The sequence below is a fragment of the Streptomyces sp. NPDC002785 genome, from assembly GCF_040295565.1.
In the GTDB taxonomy this organism is placed as follows: domain Bacteria; phylum Actinomycetota; class Actinomycetes; order Streptomycetales; family Streptomycetaceae; genus Streptomyces.
Window position 1 is genome coordinate 1 of the sequence record NZ_JBEOVN010000052.1, and the last position, 24,206, is coordinate 24,206.

The window sequence follows — 24,206 nt, forward strand, 5'->3', positions numbered from 1 at the left end:
GGGGAATCTCTTCCCCACCGCAGCACACAGCCTCATACGTGTGGGGGCTACCGACCGATCCGGAGGGGATCAAAATGACGACTTCTCTGTTGCACGTAGGTGGGTCGTGAGTGGGGAAGCCTCCTTATCGGGCGGTGGCAGGCAAGCGCGGGATGCCGTAGTCACTGGTATCGGTTTCTGCCTTCCCGGTGACGGGCGACCCGTCTTCACCGCGGACGACCTGTGGAACATCGCCTCCCGAGGGGCCTCCTGCCTCAAGCAGAGCGACATCTACTACGGCTCCGTAGAGCTCTCGGACGCGATGTTCGACGAACGGCTCCCCAAGGCCGGCCCGTTCTTCTCATGCCAGTACACCGCAGCGCATCGGTTCGGCCTGGTGTCCATGGCGGAGGCATGCTCGGACGCCGAGCTGGATCCCCTCTCGGGCGACCTGGCCGACGCAGCGGTCCTGGCCGGACGCGGCGGCGTGGACGCGAACATCGACAGCTACCTCGCCGTGCTGCGAGCCGACCCCGAGACCATTCGCGTGACGGAGGCGATTGAACTGTTCGTCGCGGCGGAACAGGCCATGACTCCTTCCGACGTCGCGCTGGTCCAAGGCGCACTGTCCCGATCGAAAGGCCCCAACTTCACGGTGTCGTGCGGCTGCGCGTCATCCGCGGTGCAGATCGGCAACGCCCGACGCCTGATCGCCGCCGGCGAGGTGGATATCGCCGTCGTGACCGGAGTCGACATCTTCAGCGTCAAACTCATCCGTAACATCCAGCGCCTGCTGCAGGGCGTGCAGAGGACATACGACATCATCCGGTCGGACGACATGCCCGCGCGTCTGCCGTCCTTCGACTCCCTCATGCGCCCGTACGACCGGCGTGCCGACTGCATCAACCACGGCGAGGGATCGGCGACCGTCATCATGGAGAGCCGCGAGCACGCGTCCCGGCGCGGGGCCCACCTGTACGGTCAGGTGCTCGCGCAGGCCACCACCCGCGACGAACTGACCAATCCTCTGGCCTCCGAGAAGACGGGCAGCGCGCTGGTGACCGCCGTCCGCCGATGTCTCGGAAACCGCTGGGAGATCGGCCAGGTGCCCTACGTCCACGGCGGCAGCGACGGCAACGTGGAGGTCACCGCCTTCGAGGCGAACGCCATCAACAAACTGTACGGATCCGCCGCACAAGACCTGCTGATGACATCTCAAGAAGGCTGCTTCGGCCACAACGGCGCACCGGCTGGCTGTCTCGGCGTCGCGCTGACACTGCTCATGATGGAGCGCGGCGAGGTGTGCCCCACCGCCAACTGCGAGCAGCCGGCGGACAACCTCCCCTTCGACCCCGTTCCTGGCGTGCGCACCCGGCCGCTCGACTTCGACTACGCGCTGAGCTTCAACTACCAGGTCGGCGGAGTGAAGAGCGCGATCCTCCTGGGAAGCCCCGATGCCTGAGGCCAGCCCCCGCTGGACCCAACGCCGTTCGCCTAGTAGTGCTTGGTCAGGTCGGTTGTGGTGGTGCGTGTCTGTCGGGTTGGTGTGGCGTTGAGAGTGTGTGACTCCGGACGAGATTGCGGCGGTGCGTGGTGAGTTGGAGGCGTTCGCGACGGAGGTGTTCGAGCCGTTCACGCGGAAGGATCAGCGTCGGTGGGGGCAGGTCTACCTGCGGGGGCTGCTGACCGACGGGCGGCGCAAGTCGGTCGAGCCGATGGCGGCCCGGCTGGGTGAGGACGGGAATCGGCAGGCGCTGGCCAATTTCGTGACCACCAGTCCCTGGGATCCGGCGCATGTGCGGGCCAGGGTGGCCTGGAGGATGGAGGCGGCGATCCGGCCGTCCGCGCTCATTTTCGACGACACGGGGTTCCTGAAGGACGGGGGTGCCTCGGCGTGCGTGTCGCGGCAGTACACCGGCACGGCGGGCAAGGTCACCAACTGCCAGGTCGGCGTCTCGCTGCATCTTGCCCATGACGCGTACGTCCGCTGCCCGGCCGCGGCGCGGTACAGCGCGACAGCGTCCTTCCTGAACTCCTCCGGATACGGAGACTTGCGTCCCACCTGGACATCCCTCCCTGGACCATCAAGATCCATTGTCAGGGTGTCCACTCCAAAAGATCAGCCTCAGGCGAGACAGTCACACCCCAGGGTGGACGAGCTGGACTGAACGAACGTGACCACGCAAGACTGCAACAACAAGGGCCTCCCTGTCGCTCTGGCTTCAACAACCGCGAGCTACCAGGAGGCCCTTCCTTCATGGGTGCACAGCGGCGAACTCACCCGATTCAGCACCCTGTTCGATCAAGAACGACCGCACGATCGGAAAGACAACAGCTTGTTAGAAGGAAGGCGAGCAGGGCCAGGTCGGCGCGCTCCAGGGAGTCGAGGATCGTTCGGTTGGCTGCGGGCCGGATCGGTACGGTGGAGGGCACGGCCAGCACCGCGCACCCGGCTGCCTCGGCCGAGGCGACACCCGTGGGCGTGTCCTCGACGACCACGCACGCGTGCGGTTCGACGCCCAGGGCGGCGGCCGCGGCGAGGTACGGGTCAGGCGCGGGCTTCGTGCGGACGGTGTCCTCGACTGCGAGGGTCAGAGCGAACCGGTCCTCGCCCAGCGCCTTGCTTACCAGGTCGACGACATGGCGCGGCGAAGCGGAGACGATCGCCGCGGGGACGCCGGACGCGGCCAGTTCGTCCAGCAGGCGCAGTACGCCCGGGCGCGGGACGACCTCGCGGGCGACACGGGCGGTGAACGCGGCGTCCAGCTCGGTGGCGAGCGTGCTGGGGCCGGGGGCCGCCGGGCCGCCGGTGCGGTGCAGGTGAGCGGCGGTGTGGGCGGTCGGGCGGCCCAGCACATGCGGCATGTCCGCTTCGGTCAGCGGCCGCCCGATCCTGTCGGCGACCTGTTCCGCTGCGGCCCACCAGAGCCGTTCGGTGTCGACGAGCGTGCCGTCCATGTCGAACAGGACAGCGGCGGGAAGGCTGGGTGCTGCTATGCGATGGTTCAAGGCGAGCTTCTCCGGTAATGCGGCGAACGGGCGGATGTGCGGGCTTCCCGCTTCGGTTGCCGGGCGTCGGGCAGGTTGATCCGGGCCGACGGCGTCGTCGGGTCGAGCGTCGGAGGGAGCCGTCAGCCCCTGTCACCGCCGCCGTTTCCCCGGCGGCGGTCCACGAGCACCGGGCGGTCCGGCAGCCTCAGCGTCACCGCCGCACCGACCGGGAGCGTGGTCGCGGCGTGAGTCGGCGCATCGGCCGTCACCTCGCTGCCGCCGGCCAGCCGCACGGTCAGCCGTGTCGTCGCGCCCAGGAACGCCGCCCCCATGATCTGGGACGTACCCTTCCCGTCCGCGGTGACCTCGACCGCCTCCGGCCGTACCAGTACGTCCACTTCACCCTTTCCACCGGCGACCTCGGCGGCGCCGGGCAGCGTCCCGTTGACCGGCAGCGTGCGGCCGAACACGTCCACGGTCCCGTCGTCCGCTCCGGCCCGGGCCGGGATCCGGCTCATCACGCCGACGAACTCGGCGACGAACGCGGTCGCAGGGCGTTCGTACAGTTCCGCCGGAGGCGCGCACTGCTCCAGTTTTCCGGCACACATCACCGCGACCCGGTCGGCCATGGAGAGGGCCTCCTCCTGATCATGTGTCACGAACAGGGTGCTGATGCCCAGTTGCTGCTGGAGGCGGCGGATCTCCTCACGGAGCGTCAGGCGCACCTGTGCGTCGAGTGCCGACAGTGGCTCGTCGAGCAGCAGTACGCGTGGCCGCAGTGCCAGAGCCCGTGCCAGGGCGATCCGTTGCTGCTGACCTCCGGACATCTGATGCGGAAAGCGGCCGGCGTGCTGCGGCAGTCCGACCAGCTCCAGGAGTTCGGCGGCGCAAGCCCGTCGCGTGGCTTTGCCGATGCCGCTCATCCGCAACCCGAAGGCGACATTGTCGATGGCAGTCAGGTGGGGAAAGAGGCTGTAGGACTGGAACACCATGCCCGCGTCGCGGCGGTGCGCGGGGATGCCCGTGATGTCCTCGCCGTCCACGAGCACCTTGCCCGAGTCGGGCCGCTCGAATCCGGCCAGGGTCCGCAGCGCGGTGGTTTTGCCGCAACCGGACGGGCCGAGCAGCGCCACGAGCTCGCCCGGCTCGACCGTCAGGTCCAGACCGTCCAGCGCCGTTGTGGCGCCGAAGGAACGATGCAGCCCGCGGAACTCGACGGTGGCGCCGGTCCGCGTCCGGCTGATGGTTTCGGGATCGGTCATCAGGTCGGTCATGAGGTCTCCTTGGGACGGCGAGCGCGTCCGGCTGTGGCGATGATCAACAGCAGCACCCAGGTGACGAGCAGGCCCATCACCGAAACGGCCACCGACATCTGGGCCTGCGATCCGCTGATGGCGAGGATCCACACGGCGAAGGGCTGGTAGCCGAGGATCGCGGCGACGGTGTACTCACCGAGCACCAGCGCCAGGGTGAGGAACGCCGTGTTGAGCAGCGCTCCGCGCAGGTTGGGCAGAACGACATGCAGAAGGGTGCGCGGCCATGGCGCCCCGCAGGCCCGGGCGGCCTCGACGAGCACCCGCAGGTCGATGGCCGCGAGCCCGGTGTCGAGCGTGCGGTACGCCAGCGGCAGCGCCATCAGCGTGTACGCGATGACCAGGACGAGGGGGAATTGCGGGTTCTGCAGTGCGACCAGGGCTTGGAAGAGCGGCGTGCCGACGAAATGATCCGATCCCCAGCCCAACACCGCGCTGAATCCCGCGACAAGGGCAACGGCAGGTACGACCAGCGGCAGCAGACACACGATCTCGACGAGTGTGCGCAGGCGTGGTGCGGCCAGCCGGACCGTGACCAGAGCGGGCACGAGCAGACCCAGGACGAGCACGATGGTGGCGGCGGCCAGCTTCAGGGTCAGAGCCAGACTGTCGGTGAAGCCGCCGGCGCTGAGGATACCGGTGTATGCCTCGAAGCCGATGTCCTGACCCGGGACGCCGGCGCCGATGCTGAAGGCGACGGCACATGCGAGCGGGACGAGGAAGTACGCACCGGTGAGCAACAACACGGCGGCGCGCCCAAATCGGAGCGTGCTCAGGCGAGCCATCGCGCGCTCCTTCGCTGCAGCGGCAGCTGAATGGCCATGACGAGCCCCGCGACCAGCACCATGTCGACACCGAGCGCGAGCGCGATGTTGCCCTGGCCGACCAGGACGTTCCCGGACAACGCGTCCGCGATCTGCATGGTTACCAGCGGTACCGAGCTGCCGACCATCGCTGCGGCGGTCGCGTAAGCGCTGAACGCGGAGCCGAACAGCAGCACATAGCCGCCGAGCAGCGATGGCATGAGGACCGGCAGCGCGACATGCGTCCAGTACTGGAAGGCGTTCGCGCCGTTGTTGCGGGCGGCTTCCTGCCACTGCCGTCGCAGCCCCTCCAGAGCCGGGGTGAGCGTGAGCACCATGAGCGGCACCAGGAAGTAGAGGTAGACCAAGGTCAGACCCCAGAAGCTGTACAAGCTCCAGCCGTGGCTGAGCAGGTTGAACCGGCTCGTCAGGACACCGGCGTTGCCGAGCGTGGCCACGAACGCGAACGCGAGCGGCACCCCGCCGAAGTTCGCCAGTACGCCCGACCCGGCCAGGACCGCCTCGCGCAGGGCGCGGAATCGCGAGGTCACGACCACGTGGGCGATCGGCAGGCCGACGACGGCGGCGATCAACGCGGAGACGGCGGAGAGCTTGACGCTGCCGAGCAGCGCGGTCAGGTAGGGGCCATGCAGCGAGGAGCTCATGTTCGCGCCGGTGAGACGGGCCCCTCCCGGCGCGGACTCCGGTGTCGTGAAAGCGCCGTAGGCCATCGTCCCGAGAACCAGACCGAACACCACGACGGTGAATACGAGCAGCGGCGCGGCACCGAGCCACCCTGCCGAGCGCGGAATGCGCCGCCAGGCCGGCCCGAGCCCGGCCCTGCTGCCGAAGGAGCGGGTCCGGCTGCCACCCCCGGTCGTCTGGATGGCGCTCATCCGGCGACTGCCTGGGCCCAGCCCTGGACGACGGCCTGCTTGGCCTTGCTGATCTGACCCTCGGTGGGGAAGGAGACCGTGCCGTTGCCGGGTGTCTGCGGCAGCTTGGCGGCGAAGGTCGCGTCGAGAGTCCCGGCCTTCTGCATCTCGGGCATCAGCACCGGCCGGGCGTGTCCCTTGAGCCACAGGTTCTGACCCTCGGGGCTGTACAGGAACTCCTGCCACAGGCGGGCCGCAGCCGGGTGCGGTGCCCACTTCACAATCGCCTGCGAGTAGTACTCGGCGTACACGCCGTCGGACGGGATGCTCACCTTCCAGTCGACGCCCTTGGGGCGGAGGTCGTCCGCATACCCGGTGTTGAGGTAGTCCCAGGTGATGCTGATCGGCGTCTCGCCCTTCTGAATGGTCGCAGGGCTCGACTCGACAGGATTGAAGTTGCCGGCCTTCTTCAGGCGGGCGAAGAAGTCCAGGCCGGGCTTGATGTCGTCGAAGGAACCCTTGCCGGCGAGTGCCGAGGCGTACACCGCGCCGAAGGCCGAGCTGGACTTAGTTGGGTTGCCGGTCAGCGCGACCTGACCCTTGTACCGCGGATCCAGCAGGTCGGAAAACGTCTTTGGACACTCCTTGACGCGGGCCGCGTCACAACCGATGGAGACATAGCCGCCGAAGTCGTTGTACCAGCGAGCCTGGGCGTCCTTCTGCGCCTTCGGGATCTGGTCGAACGCGCTGACCTGGTACGGCGCCAACAGGTTCTGCTCGGCCGCGCTGATGCCGAAGGCACTGCCCACGTCGATGACGTCCGGAGACCGGTCCTGGCCCTTGCGGGAGGTCACCGCGTTGATCTCGTCCTGGCTGGAGGCGTCGGGATTCTCGACCTCGACCTTGATTCCGTACTTCTTCTCGAAGGTGTCGATGATCTCGCCGTAGTTCGCCCAGTCACGGGGAAGGGCGATGGCGTTCAACTTGCCCTCCTTCTTCGCGGCAGCGACAAGGGTGTCCATGCCGCCGAAGTCCTTTGCCGAAGTGGCGGTCGCGGCCTTGCCACCGCCGCCACCGGTCTCATTTGCGCTGGTCAAGCCGCATGCACTGAGCCCAAGCGCGGCCACGACGACGGAGCAGGCAAGGCCCGCATAGCGAACGCGGTGCAGTCTCACAGGGTTCTCCTGGGAAGAGGTTGAGTTGGCTGTACAACTTGACTCATTACCTCGGGGGGCTGTGTACGGGAGGTGAACGCCGATGTACGGGCCGGGGAGCTTCTCCGGAAGAGATCGCGGGTCACGCAATGAGAGCGCCTGGCCGGTGAGCCGGGCCCGGAGAGCGGATAGGGTCACGTCAGAGCGTCGATGGGCGGCTGAGGGAAGGGGAACGACATGGCAGTCGCGGGGGGCGGCACCGCCGAGGCCCGGTATCGACAGTTGGCGGCCAGCTTGCGTGAGGCCATAGCTGTCGGCGCCTTCGGCTCGGACGGCCGGCTGCCCAGCGAGGAGCAACTCGCCCAGCAGTACGGCGTCTCACGCGGCACCGTCCGTCAGGCGTTGGCGGTGCTGCGCGCCAACGGCCTGGTCACATCCAGACGTGGCACGCGGCGGGTCGTGCTCGGGACCGCACGTACCCAGAGCTTCTTCGAACTGCTGAGCTTCACCCGCTGGGCACGCTCGATCGGAGAAGAACCGGGAGGCCGCACGATCGATATCAAAAGTTGTCCGGCCAACCCGTTGGAGTGCGAGCAGCTCGGCCTCGCACCCGGGTCGCAGATCTACCGGGTGCTGCGGCTGCGGACGCTGTCGCGTGTCCCGATCATGATCGAGCGGACCCTCTACCCTGAGCACATCGGCGCCGTGATCGCCCGCCTTGAGCCCCATGCGATTTCGCACACCGAGCTGCTGACGGAGGAGGGAGTGGTGTTCGCGGACACAGAACACACCATTGACCTCGTCCACGCCGAGGCCGACGATGCGCGCCTGCTCGGCTGCACCCCGGACGCGCCGTTGATGCGAGAGCGCCGGCGGGCCACGGACCAGTCGGGCAGACCGTTGCTGTGGTCGGACGACCGCTTTCTGCCGGGCACGATTGCCTTCACGGTGCACAATTCAGTGGCGACAACAGCTCTGTTGCGCCGACGAGGCTGACTGATCGCTCCGCTAAGCGGCGAGGGCAGCCGTGACCGAGGTGGATTCCTTGCCGAAGTCGGCCCGCAGTACGCCGGTGCGGCCTGCCGGCCCCGAAGCACCTCCCGCAGGCAGCCTCATCCGTCTGATCCTTTCGGCGCGGCGCCATTCGGCCAGCCGGTTTTCCGGCTCAGTCGAGGCGAGTCGTCCGACGACGGTGTCGGAAGGCGCACCCCGCATACTGGTGGGCCCAGGCACCCGCGCTTCGGCTCACGTACAACTGCGTGTCGCCTACCCGCCCCAGGCTGGGGGCCTCGTGTTGGCCGGCTCGGCGAACAGGTGCGCAAGCCAGAGCCGGCCGCCGTGGGTGTGGCCGGAGTGCTGCAGGTCGAAGCCGTGGCAGACGGCGTCGTGGACGACGATGGGCGGTGGGTCAGGAGGGAGGCCGCAGGGGATGGATCGAGGTCACCAAGCTCCTTCTGGACATCCTGGCGCAGAACCGGCGTGACACGGCCGCCGCGAAACGGTTCTTCCGCAAGCTCATGAAGGGCGGGCGCGGTGCCCCGGGTGGTGGTCACCGACAAGCTCGCCTCCTGCGGGACCCCGCATCGCGAGGTGATGCCCTCGGTGGAACGTCGCGCACACAAGGGATTGAACAACCGGGCGGAGAACTCCCACCAGCCGACAAGGCAACGCGAACGCGCGATGAAGGACTTCCGCTCCGTCGGTGGGGCGCAGCGCTTCCTGGCCTCGTTCAATCGGATCTCCCGGCACTTCCGCCCCGGACGCTACCTGATGTTCGCCCCCGAGTACCGCACCGCCATGAACGACCGCTTCACCATCTGGAACGACACCGGACACCTCGTCCCGATGGCCTGAACCACACCCACACCGGGCAGAGCGGCCCGGAACGGCCCCGGCATGCCAAGAGCCGGAAGCCTCTCGCTCAACCTGACAATGCCTTCGTGATCCAGCGCAGCAGGTTGAGGATGACGATCGGGATCGTGATCGCACCGAAGCTGCGGCTGATCGAGCCGAGGCCGAACTCGCAGGGCTGATCACCCTCGTGGGACCGCACCTCCTGCAGCCGTGCAACATCCGTGCCGCGTGCGGGCCGGTTGCGCGCGACACAGATGCGGGGGGCTGCGCACGGCGTAGTTCACGAGGATCGAACCGTCGACCACGCCCGTGATCACGCTGGTGGTCGCCAGCCCCAGCCCGACATCAGTCATCTCGAGTGCGCCGGCCTCGGACAGCATGCCGCCCATGCCGATGATCGTGCCGTGGTCGCCGGCGAACAAGAGCTCAAGGATGGATCCGGCGACATCGGGGATGCCGAAGAACGGCGTCAGGACGGACAGCACCGCGAACGCGCCCAGCGCGAACTGCCCGAACGAGAACACGCTGCCGAGGATCACGTGCGGCGCCGGGTCGTGCCAGATCTGCTTGACCGACGGCAGCGCCTTGCCGATCATGATCCCCGCGAGTACCACGTTGATCACGAGACCGGACGGCCGCTACATGACGTCGACCGCCTGGGCGGGGACGAGGCTCCAGCCGGTGAGCCCGAGCACCTGCGGCCCCAGCAGGAAGATGAGGAAGCCGGCGATGACGCTCGCGGGCAGGTACAGTCGCGCCAGGGCGGGCACGGACCGCCGAGTCACCAGCGCCACGACCAGGGCGATGCCTAGGCAGACGAACCCGAGCCCGACCCACTGCACATGTACTCACCGAACGTATGCACAGTCTGGTGTATGGGGCCGGCCGGTGCGACGAGCGACCATGCCGCCCCCTGCGCGGAGCGGGCTCAGCCCTCCCGCGCGGCGGCGGTACGATGCGCGCGAGCCACACGCGCCAGGCCGGTTGCGACTCCCGCACCCACCAGTGCGAGTGCGGCCATCAGGATGAACACCAGGTGGTACCCCGCCACACCCGGGTTGGCATCAAGGATCGCACCGTACACGAGGAAGGCGAACATCCCGGGGGCGTAACCGACGAGGCAGGCGATGCCGAACGCGGTGCCGCTGACCTGGTCGGGGATGCCGAGCTCGTCCATGGGCGCCCAGAACACACCGCGCATCGTGAAGATGATCAGTGAGAACAGCAGGCAGGCGGCCATCGCGGGGATCTGGTTCTGCCCACCGGTCGGCAGCAGCAGGATGATCGCTGCGATGGGGATCAGGCACACGAATGCGAGACGGAGGTACCCGCTGGCCCCCTTGAAGACCTTGTCGACGAGTACGCCGCCGAGCGGTCCGCCGAGGATCTTGAGGCCGTACTGGTTGATGATGCCGTAGGCGCCGGCGAGGGCGGCCGGCAGTCCGTACACGTACGTGAGGTAGGGGATGAAGTATGTCAGACCGCAGTACACGACGTACGCCATGAACACGGTTGCACTGACCCACCACAGCTGCGGCAGCCGGGCGGCATGCAGGATCTCGCTGAGGCCGACGCGCTTCTTCTTCGTCGTATCCACGGCGGACTCGGGGCCCTGGTCACGCAGCAGGAAGAACAGGAGCACGCCGACGGCGATGTCAATCAGAGCGTAGAAGGCGATCGCGGCACGAAAGCCGGCGGCGCCCGAGCCGAGCAGGGCGAAGACGCCGAGGGCCGAGAAGGCAACCAGTGTGTCGACGACGCCGCGACCGCCCTCGAGGAAGCCGAACAGCCGCCCCTGTTCTCCCGGCCCACCCAGGCGCCGGATGCTCTTGAGCAGTGCCGGCCAGACCAGGCAGTCGGAGCAGACGGCCAGCACCGCGAAGATCGGCACCAGCTGCCCGTACCCGGGGAACGTGCTCATATAGAGCCCGAGCCCGCCCGCCCCGATCAGTCCGAGCGGAATCAGGATGCGGGTCGAGAACCGGTCAGCCAGGTACCCTCCGACCACGAAGAGTACTGTCGCGACGATCGAGTTCACGCTCAGTAGCGCACCGATCTCGGTGTTGCTCAGCCCCATCTGCTGCTGCATCGGGACGTAGAAGACGTCCTTGATGCTGGCGAGCTTGTAGATGGTGCCGCCCGCAATCACGAGGACCGCGAAGCGCGACCATTTGGCCTTGTCGAACCCGGTCTTGGCCGGCGCGGTCTTCATCGTGGTGTTCGTCATCGTGGTGTTCGTCATCGCGCACCTGCCAGGGTGTCGGCGGCGGCCAGGCGAGCCGCGGCGAGTTCGCGCATCCGGGCGAGCTGCCCGCGTACGTGGACGACCTGGTCGACGGCCCAGCCGGGCTCGGCGGCGAGCAGGTCGCGCAGCGTCCATCCTTCGGGAAGGTCCGTGGTGCTCAGTTCCCGGTAGGGGATGAAGGGGTCGTCGCCTTCGCTGTGATGGCGGAAGGCGGGCGCGTAGTACAGGTTCTCCTGTTCGAGCGCGAAAGTGATGACCTGCGGCTCGTCGTCGCCGAGCATGAGCAGGTCGAACAACATCCGCGCCCCCGGCAGGTCATCCTCCGGGCTGCCCTGCAGCACGCCGCGGTGGCCGAACCCGTCGCCCTCAGGAAGGACGTGCACGCCCTTCAGGTGCGCTTGCAGGATATGCGGGGCCAGCTGGGCCAGGGCGTCCATCGGCCGTTCGTAAGCGTTGATCATGTTGCCGAAGTCGAACATCACGTGCAGGCGGGGGTGGCCGACGGTGCGCAGCAGCCGAGCGATCTCGCCGGAGCGCAGTTCTTCGTGCTGCTCGAACGAGAAGTGCAGGCCGTGGGTGTCGGCGAGGTCGCCGAGGCGGCGCAGGTCGTCCTCGATGCGCGACAGCACCTGCGACAGCTGCCCTTCGTAACGGGAGTAGACGCGAATGTGCTGGACGCCGAGGATGCCGGCGATCCGGACGGCCTCATCCACGGGTTCACGCTCGGTTGTGCTGATCTCGAGGTGCAAGGCCAGGCCGTAGCCGTGGGCACGGGCGGCGAAGGCCCGAAGCTGGTCGTCGTTCATTCGGCTCAGGCTGCGCTCCTCGCCGTCGAGGACGTGGATGCAGATGCCGGCCAGATCGTGCTCTCGGGCGAAGTCGAGGACGTCGTCGGGGCCGTAGGCACCGTAGGTGAGGTTGGTGAGCAGGGCGTACGCGTGACCGAAGAGCCGGACCCGGTCGATCCGGTCGATCAGCACCCGCGCGCGCTCGGTCGTCAGGTCGGGGATCTGTTCGATCTCGGCTGCGGCGAGGTTCGGACTCAGGAGCGCTCGGAACTGCGCATCGAAGTGGGGCATAGCTGTCTCCTTAGAAAGCGGGTCGCGACCGTGCGTCCCCGCCACCCCCTCTTCCTATCAACGCAATGGATAGCGCCTTAGAGCCATTTACAGCCCAGTTCTGTGGACCAATTCGGCGGGCCCACCTCTCGGGCTACGCCTCGGCAGCTCCGCCAGGTTCGAGCCGTTCGAACGCCTCTGCCATCCGCGCTACGGCACGCGCCATGTGCTCGGCTGCGGTGCCGGCGAACCCGATCAGCAGTGCGGGCGGCAGTCGGCGCTGCACGCGATACTCCCCCAGGGGATACGTGAAGACGCCCTGCCGGGCGAGGCCGCGTGCGCAGTCGATGTCGTTGACGGATGCCTCGAGCCACCCCATCACGTGGAGCCCGGCGGCGACCGGCCTCGCCGTCAGCCGGTGCGCAAGCTGCGTGTCGAGCTGCTCGAGCAGGGCGTCCTGGCGGGCGGCGTAGAGTCGGCGCGTGCGCCGGAGGTGGGTGTGCAGGTGCCCTTCGGCGAGGAAGTCGGCGAGCGCCGCCTGCATCACGGTCGCGGGGGTGCAACCGATCACCGAGCAGGCCGACGCGAACGGCTCGACGAGGTCGTGGGGCAGCACGACGTAGCCCAGTCGCAGCGACGGCGCCAGCACTTTGCTGAATGTGCCGACGTGGATGACCTGTCGCGCTTGGTCGAGTCCGAACAGCGGGGGCAGCAGCGTGCCGTGATAGCGAAGCTCGCTGTCGCAGTCGTCCTCGACGATCCAACTCCCGTGCGCCTGCGCCCACGCGATCCACTCCCTGCGCCGCGCCGGACTCATGACCGTGCCCAGGGGATGCTGCCGGGACGGCGTGAGGTAGGCGAGGCGTGCCGATGGGTCGCCCCCTGCCGCCACCGCGCCCGCGTCGTCGACCGGCACGCCCTGGACGCGGCATCCATGCGATTGGAACGCGAGCCTTCCGGAGATGTGGCCGGGGTCTTCGACGAGCACCGTGTCGGCGGGGTCGAGCAGCAGCACCGCGAGAACATTGAAGGCCTGTTGGGCACCGGAGGTCACCACGATCTGCTCGGCGCCGCAGCCGAGGCCCCGCACGTCGTTGAGATAGTCGGCGATCGCCTGGCGAAGTGGCTCGTACCCGTGCGGGTCGCCGTACCCGATGGCGGCTGCGTCGGTGCGCGCTGCGTGCCGCGTCAGCAGCCGCCGCCACATGCCGGCAGGGAACGCGGATGCCGCGACCTGGCTGGGGACGAACGTCTCGGTGTCTTTCGGATCCCACGAGTGCGGCGCCTCGCTGAACAGGCTGGCACCGCGTGCCGATGTCGCCGCGCCGCGCTCGGGCAGCTGCGGGCGCGCAACAGGCGCCGGTGCCATCGCGGCCGTCCACAGTGCGTCCACATACGTGCCGTCCCCCTGGCGTGCACGCAGGAAGCCCTCGGCCGTGAGCTGCTCGAACGCGGTGACCACGGTCAGCCGCGAGACGCCGAGCTCGGCGACGAGCGTCCGCGTCGAGGGCAATCGGGTTTCCGGCGGCAGGGTGCCGTCGAGGATGAGTCCCCGCAGCTGCCGATACAGCTGCAGGTGCAGCGGCAGGGCGCTACCGCGGTCGAGCTCGACCGCGGCCAGCATCCGGCCCCCGGCACCTTTCATGATGCGCGGGCGCGCCGGTGGGTCTGACATGCCCTAATCCTAGCTAGTGTTCCGAGTCGGGAAATCTGTTCAGATGCATAGGCTTGCTCCATGGCACGTACGGGGCGGCCGAAGGCCGAGTTGACACTGTCGGACGAGGAGCGGGCCGCACTTGAGGGGTGGGTGCGGCGTCGTTCCACGCCGCAGGCGTGGGCTCTGCGGTGTCGGATCATCCTGGCTTGTGCTGAAGGTGCCTCGAACAAGGACATGGCGGCTCGGCTCGGTTCCACACCTCATGCGGTGGGCCGTTGGCGCGCCCGGTTCGTGCAGTACCGCATTGCCGGTCTGGGTGACATGCCGCGGTCCGGCGGCCCCAGGACGGTGACGGACGAGCGGGTCACCGCGGTAGTCGCCAGGACGCTGGAATCCACTCCGAAGAACGCGACACACTGGTCGACACGGTCGATGGCCAGGGAGATGGGTCTCTCGGGCGCTGTCACGTTGGCTGGCAGGGTGGGAGGATCCTCAGGCTGATCACGGTGGAGGGGGTCGTCCGTGGAGGGCATGTCGCCGTCGTACAAGGGGCACCGGTATCCGGCCGAGGTGATCTCTCACTGCGTGTGGCTGTACTTCCGGTTCCCGCTCAGTTTCCGAGAGGTCGAGGAGCTGATGCTGGAGCGCGGCGTGATCGTCTCGTACGAGACGGTCCGCCGCTGGTGCCTGAAGTTCGGTCAGCAGTACGCCAACGGACTGCGCCGCCGACGGCCCCAGCCCGGCGACAAGTGGCATCTGAACGAGGTCTTCATCAAGATCAACGGTGCGCAGAAGTACCTGTGGCGGGCTGTCGACCAGGACGGCAACATGCTGGACATCGTGGTGCAGAGCCACCCGGACAAGGCTGCGGCCAGGCGCTTCTTGCGCACGCTGCTGACGAAGACGGGCGGAGTGCCGCGGGTGATCGTCACGGACAAGCTCCGTTCCTACGGCGCGGCCCACCGCGAGGTCATGCCCTCCGTCGAGCACCGTTCCCACAAGGGCCTGAACAACCGGGCCGAGAACAGTCATCAGCCCACCCGGCAACGCGAACGGGCGATGAAGGGCTTCCGCAGCGTGGGCGCCGCGCAACGGTTCCTGTCCGCGTTCAGCGGCATCTCACCCCACTTCCGGCCCCGCCGCCACCTGATGACCGGCACCCGACACCGCGCCGAAATGACCGTCCGCTTCACCATCTGGGAGCAGACCACCGGCGTCACCGACCGGCCTGCCGCGGCCTGAGCCCAGGGCCGGCACCCGGCCCCACCACACCTCGACACACCCTCAAACGCCCACACACCCAACAACGTGACAACGCCACAGGTGTGCTTCGGTACGCAGTTGACCCGGGCCGAGTCACTCAAGAAGGTCGCCGCGAAGATGTCCGCCGCGGTGGCAGATGCTTCCTGGTGCAACACGGAGTTCCCCAGCAGCCTGGCTACCCGCCAGACCGAGTGTGACGTGCGGTCCGTTCCCGTCACATCCGCACCGAACGGGGTACCGGACGCCATCGCCTACTTCATGTTCCTGCGCCTGATCGAACTCGACGGAGAGAACAGCTTCACCGAGCACCTGACCATCGAGCCCGCGCAGCAGATCCCCTTGGACTTCGCCGAGCTCGACATGAACCTTGGCGACCACCTGTGTCAGGGATCGTGCAAGCCGGTGCAGCCCGACGCCAGTGCGTGGAAGGCAAGAACTGGTGGGTGCCCGGCGAGATGCACGCGGCTTCGATCACGACGCCGTATCTGTGGGACGCGACGGTCGCCGGACAGAAGTACCTGTACAAGCCGGACGTGAAGATCGATGGGGCGATCATGCCGTCCGACGGGAATATCCGGCCTTCAACGCCAAGGCATACCCTCAGGCAGCTGCGCACGCGTGGGTGATCCAGACGTACACGCCCACCCACGCGGGTTCTCTCTCGGAGCGCAAGCCGCTGTACTACATGTGCGACGAGTCGCAGAACACCAGCAGTCGCGCCCGAATCTGCCCCACCGGATGGGCCAAGGACAACGGTGACGCCAGTGCCCTGGTCGACGTCTCCGACGAGTTGAACTGTGACGAGTTCTTCTCTGAACTACCGGAGGCAGCACGGCAGCTGCCGGTAAACCAGTGGTATTTTCGTGGACGGACCTCATAGCTTGTGCGTTCGTGACTGGTGATCCGAAGATGCGCCCAAATCGACACGACCTCGGACGAGTGTTCAACGAGGTGCCGGAGCTCTACGACCGGGTCCGGCCGGGATACCCCGACGAGTTGTTCGCGGACCTTGGCGCCGTCACCAGCATGGACGAACAGTCGTCGGTGCTGGAGGTGGGCTGCGGTACCGGTCAGGCGACGCGCTCGCTAGCAGCGCTCGGATGCTCAGTGACTGCCGTCGAGCCTGGGGCAGACATGGCCGCACTCGCTCGCCACCGGATCGCTTCCTTCCGCAACGTCGAAGTCGAGACGTCGACGTTTGAGGAGTGGGACAACCGCGGTCGACGCTTCGATGTCCTCGTGGCTGCGTCGTCGTGGCACTGGGTTGACCCGTCGATTGGCTGGCAGCGAGCGCACGACATGCTCCATCCCGGAGGCTGGATGGCGCTGCTCGGCCACGTCGTTGTCCGCCGGCCGGGAGAACCGGAGGTGTATGCCGAGACCGCCGATCTCCACGAGCGGTTCTGCCCAGGGAACCCTGATTGGGGTCATCCACCACTCGAAGAAGACGTGCGCGGCACCGACGAGGGTTGGGGCCTGGTCGACGATCCTGGAGAATTGTTTGGCCCAACGATCGTGGCTCAGCGAAGTTAGTGGGGTCGGGCTGGCACAGCACTCCACTTGGCCATTCGGAGACACGGCCGTCTCGGCCGGCCCCACGGCTGGGTCAGCCCGGCTTGACCGCCAGCGTCGCAAAATAGTTCGACATGTATTGAGCGGATGCGTTGGATTGGTGCGGCGCTTCCGCGAAGCCGGTGAGGACGAACCCCGCGGCGAGTTGCCCGCCGATCTGGTCGGTGAGGGTGTGGCTGTATTCAAGAGGGGCATCCGCGCCGAACTTCGTGGCGCGTTCCTCGGCGGAGTACTGCGTGACATCACTGTAGGGCAGCTTGTGCACGACGATCAGCTCGCCGCGCTCGTCGAGCGCCTCGTGGTCGAACAAGTACACATCAGGGTTGAGGAAGCCCACGAGCAGAGTTCCGCCCGGTCGCAGGACGCGGAAGCACTCACGCCACACCGGTGCCAAGTCTGGTACGAATAGGTTAGAGACCGGATGGAATACGACGTCGAATGTTGCGTCGCCGAAGGCGCTGAGGTCGCGCATGTCGCCTAGGACGGTGCGCAGCTCGAGTCCGTCGCGCGCCGCCACCATCTGGTCCTGGCCGAGCTGGCGGGGTGAGTTGTCGAATACGGTGACCCGCGCCCCTGCGGCGGCGAGGATCGGACCCTGCTGGCCACCGCCGGAGGCCAGGCACAACACGTCCTTGCCGGTCAGGTCCGTCGGCAGCCAGGAGCGGTCGACTGGCTCACGCCCGATGAGAACAATCGACCAGTCGCCCATGCGGGCGCGCTCGACATCCTCAGCACTCACCGGCCTCGACCACTCGTTGCCCTCTTGGACACACTTGTCCCAGGCTGCCCGATTGTGGGCAACTGGGTCGACAACAATGTCCTGCACGTTTAACTCCCTGCTACAGCCAAGCGGACACCTGCGGTACTGACAGTTCGGTGCCGCTAGCCAACACGATTGCAGGGTGCGGGCTCAACGAAATTAGCGGGCATCGAGGTGTCCACGGCGAGCGACGCCGGCACGCCAGCTCGTCGCAGCGCCAGCGGCGCTTGGCCCACACCAGCCGCGGTCGGCGGCCACCGACCGACAGGTCACGCGGCCGGGTCACCCGCCGGCCCTTCGACCGCCGCGCCCGGCTGCCGCAGTCCGGGCAGTGGCGTTGCCCTTGCCGAATACCTCATCCGTGCAGGTGAGATGGGGTATTCGGTGTCGGCCGTGGTTGCTCACATCGGTGCTGTCGCGTGGTGCCGGGTAGGTGCGGCATGATGATCGGTCGTGCTGTTGAGACTGGCGTACATGGGTGTGACGAACGCGTTCGCGTTGCTGCGGCTGCTGCCGATGAGCGACCGCGAGAAGACGTCCAGATTTTGGCCCTGCGCCATCAGATCACCGTCCTGGAACGACAACTGAACGGGCAGCGAGTACGGTTCCACGCCATCGACAGGGCGTTCCTGGCGTCGCTGCTCCAGGGCCTGCCGCGGGAAGCGCTGCGCCGGATACGGCTCCTGGTACGGCCCGACACGGTCCTGCGTTGGCACCGCGATCTGGTCGCCCGTCGGCACGCCGCCCGGTCCAAACCCAAGCGCGGAGGCCGGTTCCGCACCGTGCACTCGATCCGCGCCCTGGTAGTGCGCCTGGCCAGGGAGTAGCCGAACTGGGGCTACCGGCGCCTGCACGGTGAGCTGCTCGTGCTCGGGGTGCGGGTGGCCGCGTCCACGGTCTGGGAGATCCTGAAGGAGCCCGGCATCGATCCGGCGACCGAGCGGGCATCGAGCACCTGGGCAGCCTTCCTGCGCTCCCAGGCCGACGCGCTCCTGGCGTGCGACTTCTTCGAGACCGTCACCCTGTCCGGGGCTCGTATATACGTGTTCGCCGTGATCGAGCATGCGAACCGACGGATCCGGGTCCTGGGCGCGACCGCGCACCCGACCGCATCCTGGGTGGTGCAGGCCGCGAGAAATCTCGCCATGGACCTTGAGGACTCCGGCTGCCGGGCACGCTACTTGATCAGGGACCGGGACGGGAAGTTCCCGCGGCTGTTCGACGACGTGCTCAAGGACGCGGGTATGGAGGTGGTGCTCAGCGGCGTCCGGATGCCGAGGATGAACTCGGTCATGGAGCGGTGGGTGCAGACCTGCAGGCGAGAGCTACTGGACCGCACGCTGATTTGGGACCAGCGTCACCTCCTGCACGCCCTGCGCGAGTTCGAGACGTTCTACAACGGACACCGGCCGCACCAGGGAATCGCCAACGCTCGTCCGCTCCACCCGCTGCCCGCTCCGATCGAGGATCCGGACCGGATCGACCATCTGGACATACGACGACGAGCACGACTCGGCGGCATCCTCCAGGAGTACCAACATGCCGCCTGACCAGCATGGATGAGGTATTCGGCAAGGACAGCGTTCCGGCCGTGGAGGGTTCCGGGTCGATGGTGGTGAAGCGGCGGTTGGCAGGGCATGGGTGTGGTCGCGTGGCTTCATCCGGCCGCCTATGTATGGGTTTCACGGTGCGGGGGCCTGCCGGTGCGGGACCACGTGCCACCAACCATGGCCGGCTCCGCAGAAACCCGCCAGGCCTGACCGCAGGCGCGCGGAAGGGGAGAACACTACCCGCCCGATCCGCCCCGAATGCCGAAGTTCAACGCTGCGTAGTCAGCACCAAGTCAGCACGGGACAGGTGATCAAAGGTGCTGACATGCGGTTTCAGGTCAGCACCAAACCAGCACGGGAGTCAGCACCAGGGCAATAAACCATGCCTAATAGCGCAATCCTGACAGGCGCCTGCCGGCCTTCAATACGGTCCTCGAAGCAGTCTCGACGTGCCTGTCATAGTGGCCCCGCGCACACCCGGCCTGAGAACTATGGCGTCCCGCCACATGTGCCTCTGACCTGCCCCTTCCTACGGTGTGGCGACACGAAACCGTCCCCGCCAACCGTCCGGAAGTGGTGTCCATGGCTGCCTCGGCGTCCGCCCCGCCAACCACCCGCTCGCTCAAGCGCATCGTCGCCGCAAGTCTCATCGGGACCACCATCGAGTGGTACGACTTCTTCCTGTACGGGTCAGCTGCCGCGCTGGTCTTCAACAAGCTGTTCTTCCCCGAGTCCGACCCGCTCGTCGGCACGCTTCTCTCCTTCCTCACCTACGCGGTCGGCTTCGCCGCCCGGCCGCTCGGCGCCCTGGTTTTCGGGCACTACGGCGACCGGCTCGGCCGCAAGAAGCTGCTGGTGCTCAGTCTGTTGATGATGGGCGGAGCGACATTCGCCATCGGGCTTTTGCCCACGCATGCCACGGTCGGGGCCGCCGCTCCCGTACTGCTCACGGTCCTGCGTCTGGTGCAGGGCTTCGCTCTCGGTGGTGAGTGGGGCGGGGCCGTGCTGCTGGTGTCGGAGCACGGGGACGCCAAGCGGCGCGGGTTCTGGGCCTCCTGGCCGCAGACAGGTGCACCGGCCGGACAGTTGCTCGCCACCGGGGTGCTCTCCGCGCTGACCGCGCTGATGTCGGACTCGGCCTTCGGGGCATGGGGCTGGCGCATCCCCTTCCTGCTCTCCGGAGTCCTGGTGCTCCTCGGCCTGTGGATTCGTCTCTCCGTCGATGAATCACCGGTGTTCAAGGCCGCGCTGGCGCAGGCCGAGGAGCGCAGGTCGGCTGCCGGAGCGGCCGAGAAGATGCCGCTCGTCGCCGTGCTGCGGCACCACTGGCGCGATGTGCTGATCGCCATGGGGGCCCGGATGGCGGAGAACATCAGTTACTACGTCATCACGGCGTTCATCCTCGTCTACGCGACGACGGCGGCGGATCTGGGCAAGCAGACGGCGCTCAACGCGGTACTCATCGCCTCGGCCGTCCACTTCGCGGTCATTCCGATGTGGGGCGCGCTGTCGGACCGGTTCGGGCGCAAGCCCGTCTATCTCGTCGGTGCGATCGGCGTGGGGCTGTGGATGTTCCCGTTCTTCGCTCTGATCGACACCCGGAGCTTCGGGAACCTGCTGCTCGCCGTCACCGTCGGGCTCATCTTCCACGGCGCCATGTACGCACCTCAGGCGGCCTTCTTCTCGGAGATGTTCGCGACCCGGATGCGATACTCGGGAGCGTCGATCGGGGCACAGTTCTCGTCGGTGGCAGCCGGTGCTCCGGCGCCGCTCATCGCCACCGCGCTGCTCGCGGACTTCCACAGCTCGACGCCCATCTCGCTGTATGTCATCGCCGCAGCGCTCATCACCGTGCTGGCGATCGCCTGCGCCAAGGAGACCAGGCACCGGGATCTCGCGGACGTCGAGGGCGCTGCTGCGAAGTCGGACGCACCCGCGGCGCTGTCGGCCGACGCCCCAACCGTCTGAGCCGTGCTCGCCGGGCGGGCCGGAGAACCGGGCCCGCCCGGCGAGCGCCGGATGTCACTGCTGGGCAGTGGGTTCGAACCAAGTGGGTTCATCGGTCAGGGACTTCTTGATCCTGAAGAGGCAGAACTCGTTCAACGGCGGCAGCGCGTCCACCGGGAACCAGCCCACCTCCAGCGACTCGTCGTCGTTGACGCGTGCCTCGCCACCGGTCGCCCGGCAGCGGAAGGTGACGTCCAGGTACTGGCAGCGGTCGCCGTTGGCGTACTGAACCGGCGCCAGGGCCTGGGTGAGCACCACCCGCTCCGCCACACAGCGCACAGCGGTCTCTTCGTACACCTCGCGCTCCGCCGTCGCAGCCGGCTGCTCACCCGGCTCGCAGATGCCGCCGATGACCGACCACTTGCCGGTGTCGGAACGTCGTCCGAGGAGCACTCTGCCCTCGTCGTCGAAGACCACGGCGGTGACGCCCGGCAACAGGAGCAACTGCTGGCCCGCAGTGGCGCGGATCTCGCGGATGAAATCAGGAGTAGCCATGGGCCCGACCCTACGTGGCGCGCGAGTGGATCAGCGGCTCCGCCGGAGCCGTACCGAACGGACGGTGACCCAGCCGAGCCCCGCCACGGCGATCAGTGCGAGGACTCCTTCGGGGAGCGTGCCCATCCGGGTCGCGGGCGTCAGTGAGGACCTCAGCGGCACCTTGTCCACGAGCGCGTCCGGGGTGAACAGCTTCGTCTTCCGGACGACCGTCCCGTCCGGACGGATGACCGCGCTGACCCCGCTGGTGACGGGGACGACGACGGACCTGCTGTGCTCGACCGCCCGCACCCGGGACATGGCCAGCTGCTGATAGGTCATCTCACTGCGCCCGAAGGTGGCGTTGTTGCTGGGTACGGCGATCAGTTGGCTGCCGTGCTCGACCGTGTCCCGTACGGCGTCGTCGAACGCAGCCTCGTAACAGGTCACAAGCCCCACGTTCGTACCCGCCAGATCGAAGACGCCAACCTTCTTTCCGGGGCCGAAGTCCCGCCTCACACGGTCCACATCGGAGCTGAAGAGGCGAACGAAGGAGCGCATCGGGATGTACTCGCCGAACGGCTGGATGTGGCGCTTGTCGTAGGTGCTGACAGGCCCCTTCTTCGGATCCCACTGGATGAGGGTGTTGCGCAGCTTGCCGGTGTCGGGCTCGACCACCGCCCCGATCACGGTGGGGACGCCGATCGCCTTCACCGCGTCGTCGATCACGATCCGGGCGTCGGCGTTCCGGTAGGGGTCGAGGTCGGAGGAGTTCTCCGGCCACAGGACGAAATCGGGCTGGGGAACCTTGCCCGACTTCACCTCCTGGGCGAGCTGTTCCGTGCGGCGCACATGGTTGTCGAGAACGGCGCGGCGCTGGGCGTTGAAGTCGAGTCCGAGCTGCGGCACGTTGCCCTGGATCGCTGCGACGGTCGCGGTGCCGTCCTCGGCGGAGTCGTCGACGAGCGGCAGAGCGGCGACCGCGGCGGCGACGGGTACGAGAACGGTGGCGGCTGCCGCGGCGACCGCGGCCCGGGGCACCTCGCCCGTAATGCGGTAGGTACGGAACCGGCGTACCGCTTCACAGAGCCCGAAGCCGCACAGGACCACCGCGAAGGAGAGCAGCGGTGTGCCGCCCACGGCCGCGAGCGGCAGGAACACGCTGTCCGCCTGCCCGAAGGCGATCTTCCCCCAGGGAAAGCCGCCGAACGGCACCCTGGCCCGGATCCCCTCGTCGAGGATCCAGACAGCGGCGGCCCACACCGGCCAGCAGGCGAGGCGGGAGACGGCGGCGATCCCGATGCAGCCGACCGCGATGAACAGTGCCTCGGCCGCTGCGAGTGCCAGCCACGGCACCGGACCGACTTCTTCGCCCGTCCAGTGCAGCAGCGGCAGCATGAAGCCCAGTCCGGCGAGGAGGCCGAGGCCGAACGCGGCGCGAAGTCTGCGTTTGTGCAGCACCCAGCCGAGCAGGGCGAAACCGGGCAGAACCAGCCACCACAGGGGCCGGGGCGGGAAGCTCAGGTACAGCAGCACTCCCGCGATCACGGCGGCGGCGGGCCGGACGAGCCGCTGCACCGGCCGTCTCCCCCCTGGCACAGGGGCGGCTGCGGGCTGTTGCGGGTCGTCGACTGAGGTGATGGTGGCGCTCACCCGGCGGAGTCTACGGTGGTCGGCCGGGTGCCGGGCAGTCCCGATCGCGTGACGGAACCCTTCGCGCCGGATCGTTTCGCCACTTTCCCGCACAGATCCGGGCCGCTGCCGTTACCGTGTCCGCCAGTCCCCCACCGATCGGCCGGATCCGGCCGATCGCGAACGGGACGGGCACAGGCCGGGGGGCGAACGTGACGGCTGCACCAGCGGGGCCGGGCGCGGGAACGCGGTGCGGATCGAGCGCGTGGTCCGGACGGGGCAGATGGCGCGGCCTACGGTCCGTACGCAGCCCGCCGCACATGGCGAGCGGACCGTACCACCCCGCTCTGGGCCGGTCCCGGCTCCCGAAGCTCAGCCCATCGGACCGCGGGCCATGTCGTGGATCACGCCCCGGCCGGTGCGCCGGTCGCCGACAGGTGCAGGCGCTCGCGGATGAACCGTACGCCCGCTTCCGCGTCGTCGACCGTGATGGTGAATGTCCTGCCGTCACCGAGGCGGAGCACCAGGCCCTCGCCCCTGCGGACCACCACGGCCGTGCCCTGCTCGGGGCGCCAGCGGTAGCCCCAGCCGCCCCACTGGCGCGGGGTGACCCGGGGTTCGAACTCCGCGCCCACCACATGGGTGAGCAGAATCCGGCGGCGCGGCAGGCCCATGTGGCCGCAGCGCACTTCAAGAGCGTCCCCGTCGACCCTGACGGCCACGTTCACAAAGGCGAGGGTGCCGAACAGCATGAGCAGACCGGCGGCGACGCAGCCGATCACGGACATCAGCAGCGGGGCGATTCCGGAGGCCCAGTCGGAGGTGAGGGCCAGCTGGATGCCGAGCGCCAGACAGGCCGCGCCTGCGGCGGCGAGTACCCACTGGGCCCGGTTGGTGGCCCGGCCGATCCAGACGTCGGAGCGGGGGTCGGCTCCGGTGTCCCTCGGTTTTCGGGGGTGGTCCCTCATGTCAAGCAGCGTACTTAGGATTCCGCACGCGGGGGATGGGTCCAATGACCT

General features: G+C 67.9%; 26 protein-coding genes and 2 pseudogenes. 12 read left to right on the forward strand and 16 right to left on the reverse strand.

Features of this window, described 5'->3' with window-relative positions; genetic code table 11:
• The first annotated feature begins 106 nt into the window (after positions 1 to 106).
• Both ABTZ94_RS15265 and ABTZ94_RS15270 read left to right on the forward strand, forming a co-directional pair.
• The gene (locus tag ABTZ94_RS15265; protein WP_351201224.1) at positions 107 to 1,441 is read left to right on the forward strand and encodes a beta-ketoacyl synthase N-terminal-like domain-containing protein; all 1,335 of its coding nucleotides are present in this window, start codon (positions 107 to 109) and stop codon (positions 1,439 to 1,441) included.
• Between the two features lie 100 nt (positions 1,442 to 1,541).
• Positions 1,542 to 1,955 (forward strand): annotated as a pseudogene (locus ABTZ94_RS15270) (IS701 family transposase); the annotation flags it as partial.
• A 310-nt stretch (positions 1,956 to 2,265) separates the two neighbouring features.
• Here the strand turns inward: ABTZ94_RS15270 and ABTZ94_RS15275 are convergent.
• The 5 genes from ABTZ94_RS15275 to ABTZ94_RS15295 form a co-directional block, all read right to left on the reverse strand.
• Positions 2,266 to 2,988 (reverse strand): HAD family hydrolase, encoded by a 723-nt coding sequence (locus ABTZ94_RS15275; RefSeq protein WP_351201226.1) that lies wholly within the window; start codon positions 2,986 to 2,988, stop codon positions 2,266 to 2,268.
• A gap of 122 nt (positions 2,989 to 3,110) precedes the next feature.
• A complete protein-coding gene (locus tag ABTZ94_RS15280; RefSeq protein ID WP_351201228.1) occupies positions 3,111 to 4,244 on the reverse strand; it encodes an ABC transporter ATP-binding protein in 1,134 nt (377 codons plus the stop codon).
• Positions 4,241 to 5,068 carry an ABC transporter permease gene (locus ABTZ94_RS15285; protein WP_351201230.1) on the reverse strand — a complete coding sequence of 276 codons (828 nt, stop codon included), beginning with the start codon at positions 5,066 to 5,068 and terminating at the stop codon, positions 4,241 to 4,243. The genes ABTZ94_RS15280 and ABTZ94_RS15285 overlap by 4 nt, the downstream gene beginning before the upstream one ends.
• The gene (locus ABTZ94_RS15290) at positions 5,056 to 5,982 is read right to left on the reverse strand and encodes an ABC transporter permease (RefSeq protein WP_351201232.1); all 927 of its coding nucleotides are present in this window, start codon (positions 5,980 to 5,982) and stop codon (positions 5,056 to 5,058) included. Before ABTZ94_RS15290 ends, ABTZ94_RS15285 begins: the two co-directional genes overlap by 13 nt.
• Positions 5,979 to 7,130 carry an ABC transporter substrate-binding protein gene (locus ABTZ94_RS15295; RefSeq protein WP_351201293.1) on the reverse strand — a complete coding sequence of 384 codons (1,152 nt, stop codon included), beginning with the start codon at positions 7,128 to 7,130 and terminating at the stop codon, positions 5,979 to 5,981. Before ABTZ94_RS15295 ends, ABTZ94_RS15290 begins: the two co-directional genes overlap by 4 nt.
• 222 nt (positions 7,131 to 7,352) lie before the next feature.
• Here ABTZ94_RS15295 and ABTZ94_RS15300 point away from each other — a divergent pair, with 222 nt between their 5' ends.
• Both ABTZ94_RS15300 and ABTZ94_RS15305 read left to right on the forward strand, forming a co-directional pair.
• Positions 7,353 to 8,111, forward strand: coding sequence for a GntR family transcriptional regulator (locus ABTZ94_RS15300; protein WP_351201234.1), 759 nt, complete (start codon positions 7,353 to 7,355; stop codon positions 8,109 to 8,111).
• 455 nt (positions 8,112 to 8,566) lie between these two features.
• Positions 8,567 to 8,969 (forward strand): annotated as a pseudogene (locus tag ABTZ94_RS15305) (DDE-type integrase/transposase/recombinase); the annotation flags it as partial.
• Between the two features lie 67 nt (positions 8,970 to 9,036).
• Here the strand turns inward: ABTZ94_RS15305 and ABTZ94_RS15310 are convergent.
• The 6 genes from ABTZ94_RS15310 to pdxR all read right to left on the reverse strand — a co-directional run bounded on the left by ABTZ94_RS15310 (position 9,037) and on the right by pdxR (position 13,896).
• A complete protein-coding gene (locus ABTZ94_RS15310) occupies positions 9,037 to 9,168 on the reverse strand; it encodes a hypothetical protein (protein WP_351201236.1) in 132 nt (43 codons plus the stop codon).
• Positions 9,149 to 9,592, reverse strand: a complete 444-nt coding sequence (locus ABTZ94_RS15315; RefSeq protein WP_351201238.1) for a sodium/glutamate symporter family protein — start codon at positions 9,590 to 9,592, stop codon at positions 9,149 to 9,151. Before ABTZ94_RS15315 ends, ABTZ94_RS15310 begins: the two co-directional genes overlap by 20 nt.
• A gap of 15 nt (positions 9,593 to 9,607) precedes the next feature.
• Complete coding sequence (locus ABTZ94_RS15320; protein ID WP_351201240.1) at positions 9,608 to 9,811, reverse strand: hypothetical protein; 204 nt, start codon at positions 9,809 to 9,811, stop codon at positions 9,608 to 9,610.
• 86 nt (positions 9,812 to 9,897) lie between these two features.
• On the reverse strand, positions 9,898 to 11,211 hold the full coding sequence (locus tag ABTZ94_RS15325; RefSeq protein WP_351201242.1) for an MFS transporter: 1,314 nt from the start codon (positions 11,209 to 11,211) through the stop codon (positions 9,898 to 9,900).
• A complete protein-coding gene (locus tag ABTZ94_RS15330; RefSeq protein WP_351201244.1) occupies positions 11,208 to 12,338 on the reverse strand; it encodes a sugar phosphate isomerase/epimerase family protein in 1,131 nt (376 codons plus the stop codon). The genes ABTZ94_RS15325 and ABTZ94_RS15330 overlap by 4 nt, the downstream gene beginning before the upstream one ends.
• 88 nt (positions 12,339 to 12,426) lie before the next feature.
• The gene (gene pdxR, locus ABTZ94_RS15335) at positions 12,427 to 13,896 is read right to left on the reverse strand and encodes a MocR-like pyridoxine biosynthesis transcription factor PdxR (protein ID WP_351201246.1); all 1,470 of its coding nucleotides are present in this window, start codon (positions 13,894 to 13,896) and stop codon (positions 12,427 to 12,429) included.
• A 111-nt stretch (positions 13,897 to 14,007) separates the two neighbouring features.
• Here pdxR and ABTZ94_RS15340 point away from each other — a divergent pair, with 111 nt between their 5' ends.
• The 5 genes from ABTZ94_RS15340 (at position 14,008) to ABTZ94_RS15360 (ending at position 16,725) form a co-directional block, all read left to right on the forward strand.
• Positions 14,008 to 14,430 carry a helix-turn-helix domain-containing protein gene (locus ABTZ94_RS15340; RefSeq protein ID WP_351201248.1) on the forward strand — a complete coding sequence of 141 codons (423 nt, stop codon included), beginning with the start codon at positions 14,008 to 14,010 and terminating at the stop codon, positions 14,428 to 14,430.
• Positions 14,431 to 14,460: 30 nt separating this feature from the next.
• Positions 14,461 to 15,171 carry an IS6 family transposase gene (locus tag ABTZ94_RS15345; protein ID WP_351201295.1) on the forward strand — a complete coding sequence of 237 codons (711 nt, stop codon included), beginning with the start codon at positions 14,461 to 14,463 and terminating at the stop codon, positions 15,169 to 15,171.
• A 443-nt stretch (positions 15,172 to 15,614) separates the two neighbouring features.
• Positions 15,615 to 15,818: a hypothetical protein gene (locus ABTZ94_RS15350; protein WP_351201250.1), complete on the forward strand. Its 204-nt coding sequence runs from the start codon at positions 15,615 to 15,617 to the stop codon at positions 15,816 to 15,818.
• Entirely contained in the window at positions 15,815 to 16,072 is a 258-nt protein-coding gene (locus ABTZ94_RS15355) for a hypothetical protein (protein WP_351201252.1), read from the forward strand. The genes ABTZ94_RS15350 and ABTZ94_RS15355 overlap by 4 nt, the downstream gene beginning before the upstream one ends.
• An 11-nt stretch (positions 16,073 to 16,083) precedes the next feature.
• On the forward strand, positions 16,084 to 16,725 hold the full coding sequence (locus ABTZ94_RS15360; protein WP_351201253.1) for a class I SAM-dependent methyltransferase: 642 nt from the start codon (positions 16,084 to 16,086) through the stop codon (positions 16,723 to 16,725).
• A gap of 73 nt (positions 16,726 to 16,798) precedes the next feature.
• On the opposite strand, the gene ABTZ94_RS15365 is transcribed toward ABTZ94_RS15360, so the two are convergent.
• Complete coding sequence (locus ABTZ94_RS15365; RefSeq protein WP_351201255.1) at positions 16,799 to 17,590, reverse strand: class I SAM-dependent methyltransferase; 792 nt, start codon at positions 17,588 to 17,590, stop codon at positions 16,799 to 16,801.
• Positions 17,591 to 17,603: 13 nt separating this feature from the next.
• Positions 17,604 to 17,876 (reverse strand): transposase family protein, encoded by a 273-nt coding sequence (locus tag ABTZ94_RS15370; RefSeq protein WP_351201297.1) that lies wholly within the window; start codon positions 17,874 to 17,876, stop codon positions 17,604 to 17,606.
• Between the two features lie 193 nt (positions 17,877 to 18,069).
• Between ABTZ94_RS15370 and ABTZ94_RS15375 the strand changes: the two genes are divergently transcribed.
• The 3 genes from ABTZ94_RS15375 to ABTZ94_RS15385 all read left to right on the forward strand — a co-directional run bounded on the left by ABTZ94_RS15375 (position 18,070) and on the right by ABTZ94_RS15385 (position 21,042).
• A complete protein-coding gene (locus ABTZ94_RS15375; protein ID WP_351201257.1) occupies positions 18,070 to 18,351 on the forward strand; it encodes a hypothetical protein in 282 nt (93 codons plus the stop codon).
• 39 nt (positions 18,352 to 18,390) lie between these two features.
• On the forward strand, positions 18,391 to 19,074 hold the full coding sequence (locus ABTZ94_RS15380; RefSeq protein WP_351201259.1) for an integrase core domain-containing protein: 684 nt from the start codon (positions 18,391 to 18,393) through the stop codon (positions 19,072 to 19,074).
• A gap of 582 nt (positions 19,075 to 19,656) precedes the next feature.
• Positions 19,657 to 21,042: an MFS transporter gene (locus ABTZ94_RS15385; RefSeq protein WP_351201261.1), complete on the forward strand. Its 1,386-nt coding sequence runs from the start codon at positions 19,657 to 19,659 to the stop codon at positions 21,040 to 21,042.
• A 54-nt stretch (positions 21,043 to 21,096) separates the two neighbouring features.
• Here the strand turns inward: ABTZ94_RS15385 and ABTZ94_RS15390 are convergent, their stop codons facing one another.
• The 3 genes from ABTZ94_RS15390 to ABTZ94_RS15400 all read right to left on the reverse strand — a co-directional run bounded on the left by ABTZ94_RS15390 (position 21,097) and on the right by ABTZ94_RS15400 (position 24,155).
• The gene (locus ABTZ94_RS15390; RefSeq protein ID WP_351201263.1) at positions 21,097 to 21,576 is read right to left on the reverse strand and encodes an NUDIX hydrolase; all 480 of its coding nucleotides are present in this window, start codon (positions 21,574 to 21,576) and stop codon (positions 21,097 to 21,099) included.
• Positions 21,577 to 21,606: 30 nt separating this feature from the next.
• Positions 21,607 to 23,208 carry an apolipoprotein N-acyltransferase gene (gene lnt / locus ABTZ94_RS15395; RefSeq protein ID WP_351201265.1) on the reverse strand — a complete coding sequence of 534 codons (1,602 nt, stop codon included), beginning with the start codon at positions 23,206 to 23,208 and terminating at the stop codon, positions 21,607 to 21,609.
• 383 nt (positions 23,209 to 23,591) lie between these two features.
• Positions 23,592 to 24,155 carry a hypothetical protein gene (locus ABTZ94_RS15400; RefSeq protein ID WP_351201267.1) on the reverse strand — a complete coding sequence of 188 codons (564 nt, stop codon included), beginning with the start codon at positions 24,153 to 24,155 and terminating at the stop codon, positions 23,592 to 23,594.
• Between the last annotated feature and the right edge of the window lie 51 nt (positions 24,156 to 24,206).

What these genes read in the sequence shown, in the direction of transcription:
- ABTZ94_RS15400 (WP_351201267.1), bottom strand. Translation starts at nt 24,155, where the DNA reads ATGAGGGACCACCCCCGAAAACCGAGGGACACCGGAGCCGACCCCCGC.
- ABTZ94_RS15345 (WP_351201295.1), top strand. Translation starts at nt 14,461, where the DNA reads ATGTCGCCGTCGTACAAGGGGCACCGGTATCCGGCCGAGGTGATCTCT.
- ABTZ94_RS15390 (WP_351201263.1), bottom strand. Translation starts at nt 21,576, where the DNA reads ATGGCTACTCCTGATTTCATCCGCGAGATCCGCGCCACTGCGGGCCAG.
- ABTZ94_RS15285 (WP_351201230.1), bottom strand. Translation starts at nt 5,068, where the DNA reads ATGGCTCGCCTGAGCACGCTCCGATTTGGGCGCGCCGCCGTGTTGTTG.
- ABTZ94_RS15280 (WP_351201228.1), bottom strand. Translation starts at nt 4,244, where the DNA reads ATGACCGACCTGATGACCGATCCCGAAACCATCAGCCGGACGCGGACC.
- ABTZ94_RS15290 (WP_351201232.1), bottom strand. Translation starts at nt 5,982, where the DNA reads ATGAGCGCCATCCAGACGACCGGGGGTGGCAGCCGGACCCGCTCCTTC.
- ABTZ94_RS15300 (WP_351201234.1), top strand. Translation starts at nt 7,353, where the DNA reads ATGGCAGTCGCGGGGGGCGGCACCGCCGAGGCCCGGTATCGACAGTTG.
- ABTZ94_RS15385 (WP_351201261.1), top strand. Translation starts at nt 19,657, where the DNA reads ATGGCTGCCTCGGCGTCCGCCCCGCCAACCACCCGCTCGCTCAAGCGC.
- pdxR (WP_351201246.1), bottom strand. Translation starts at nt 13,896, where the DNA reads ATGCTGGCCGCGGTCGAGCTCGACCGCGGTAGCGCCCTGCCGCTGCAC.
- ABTZ94_RS15325 (WP_351201242.1), bottom strand. Translation starts at nt 11,211, where the DNA reads ATGACGAACACCACGATGACGAACACCACGATGAAGACCGCGCCGGCC.
- ABTZ94_RS15340 (WP_351201248.1), top strand. Translation starts at nt 14,008, where the DNA reads ATGGCACGTACGGGGCGGCCGAAGGCCGAGTTGACACTGTCGGACGAG.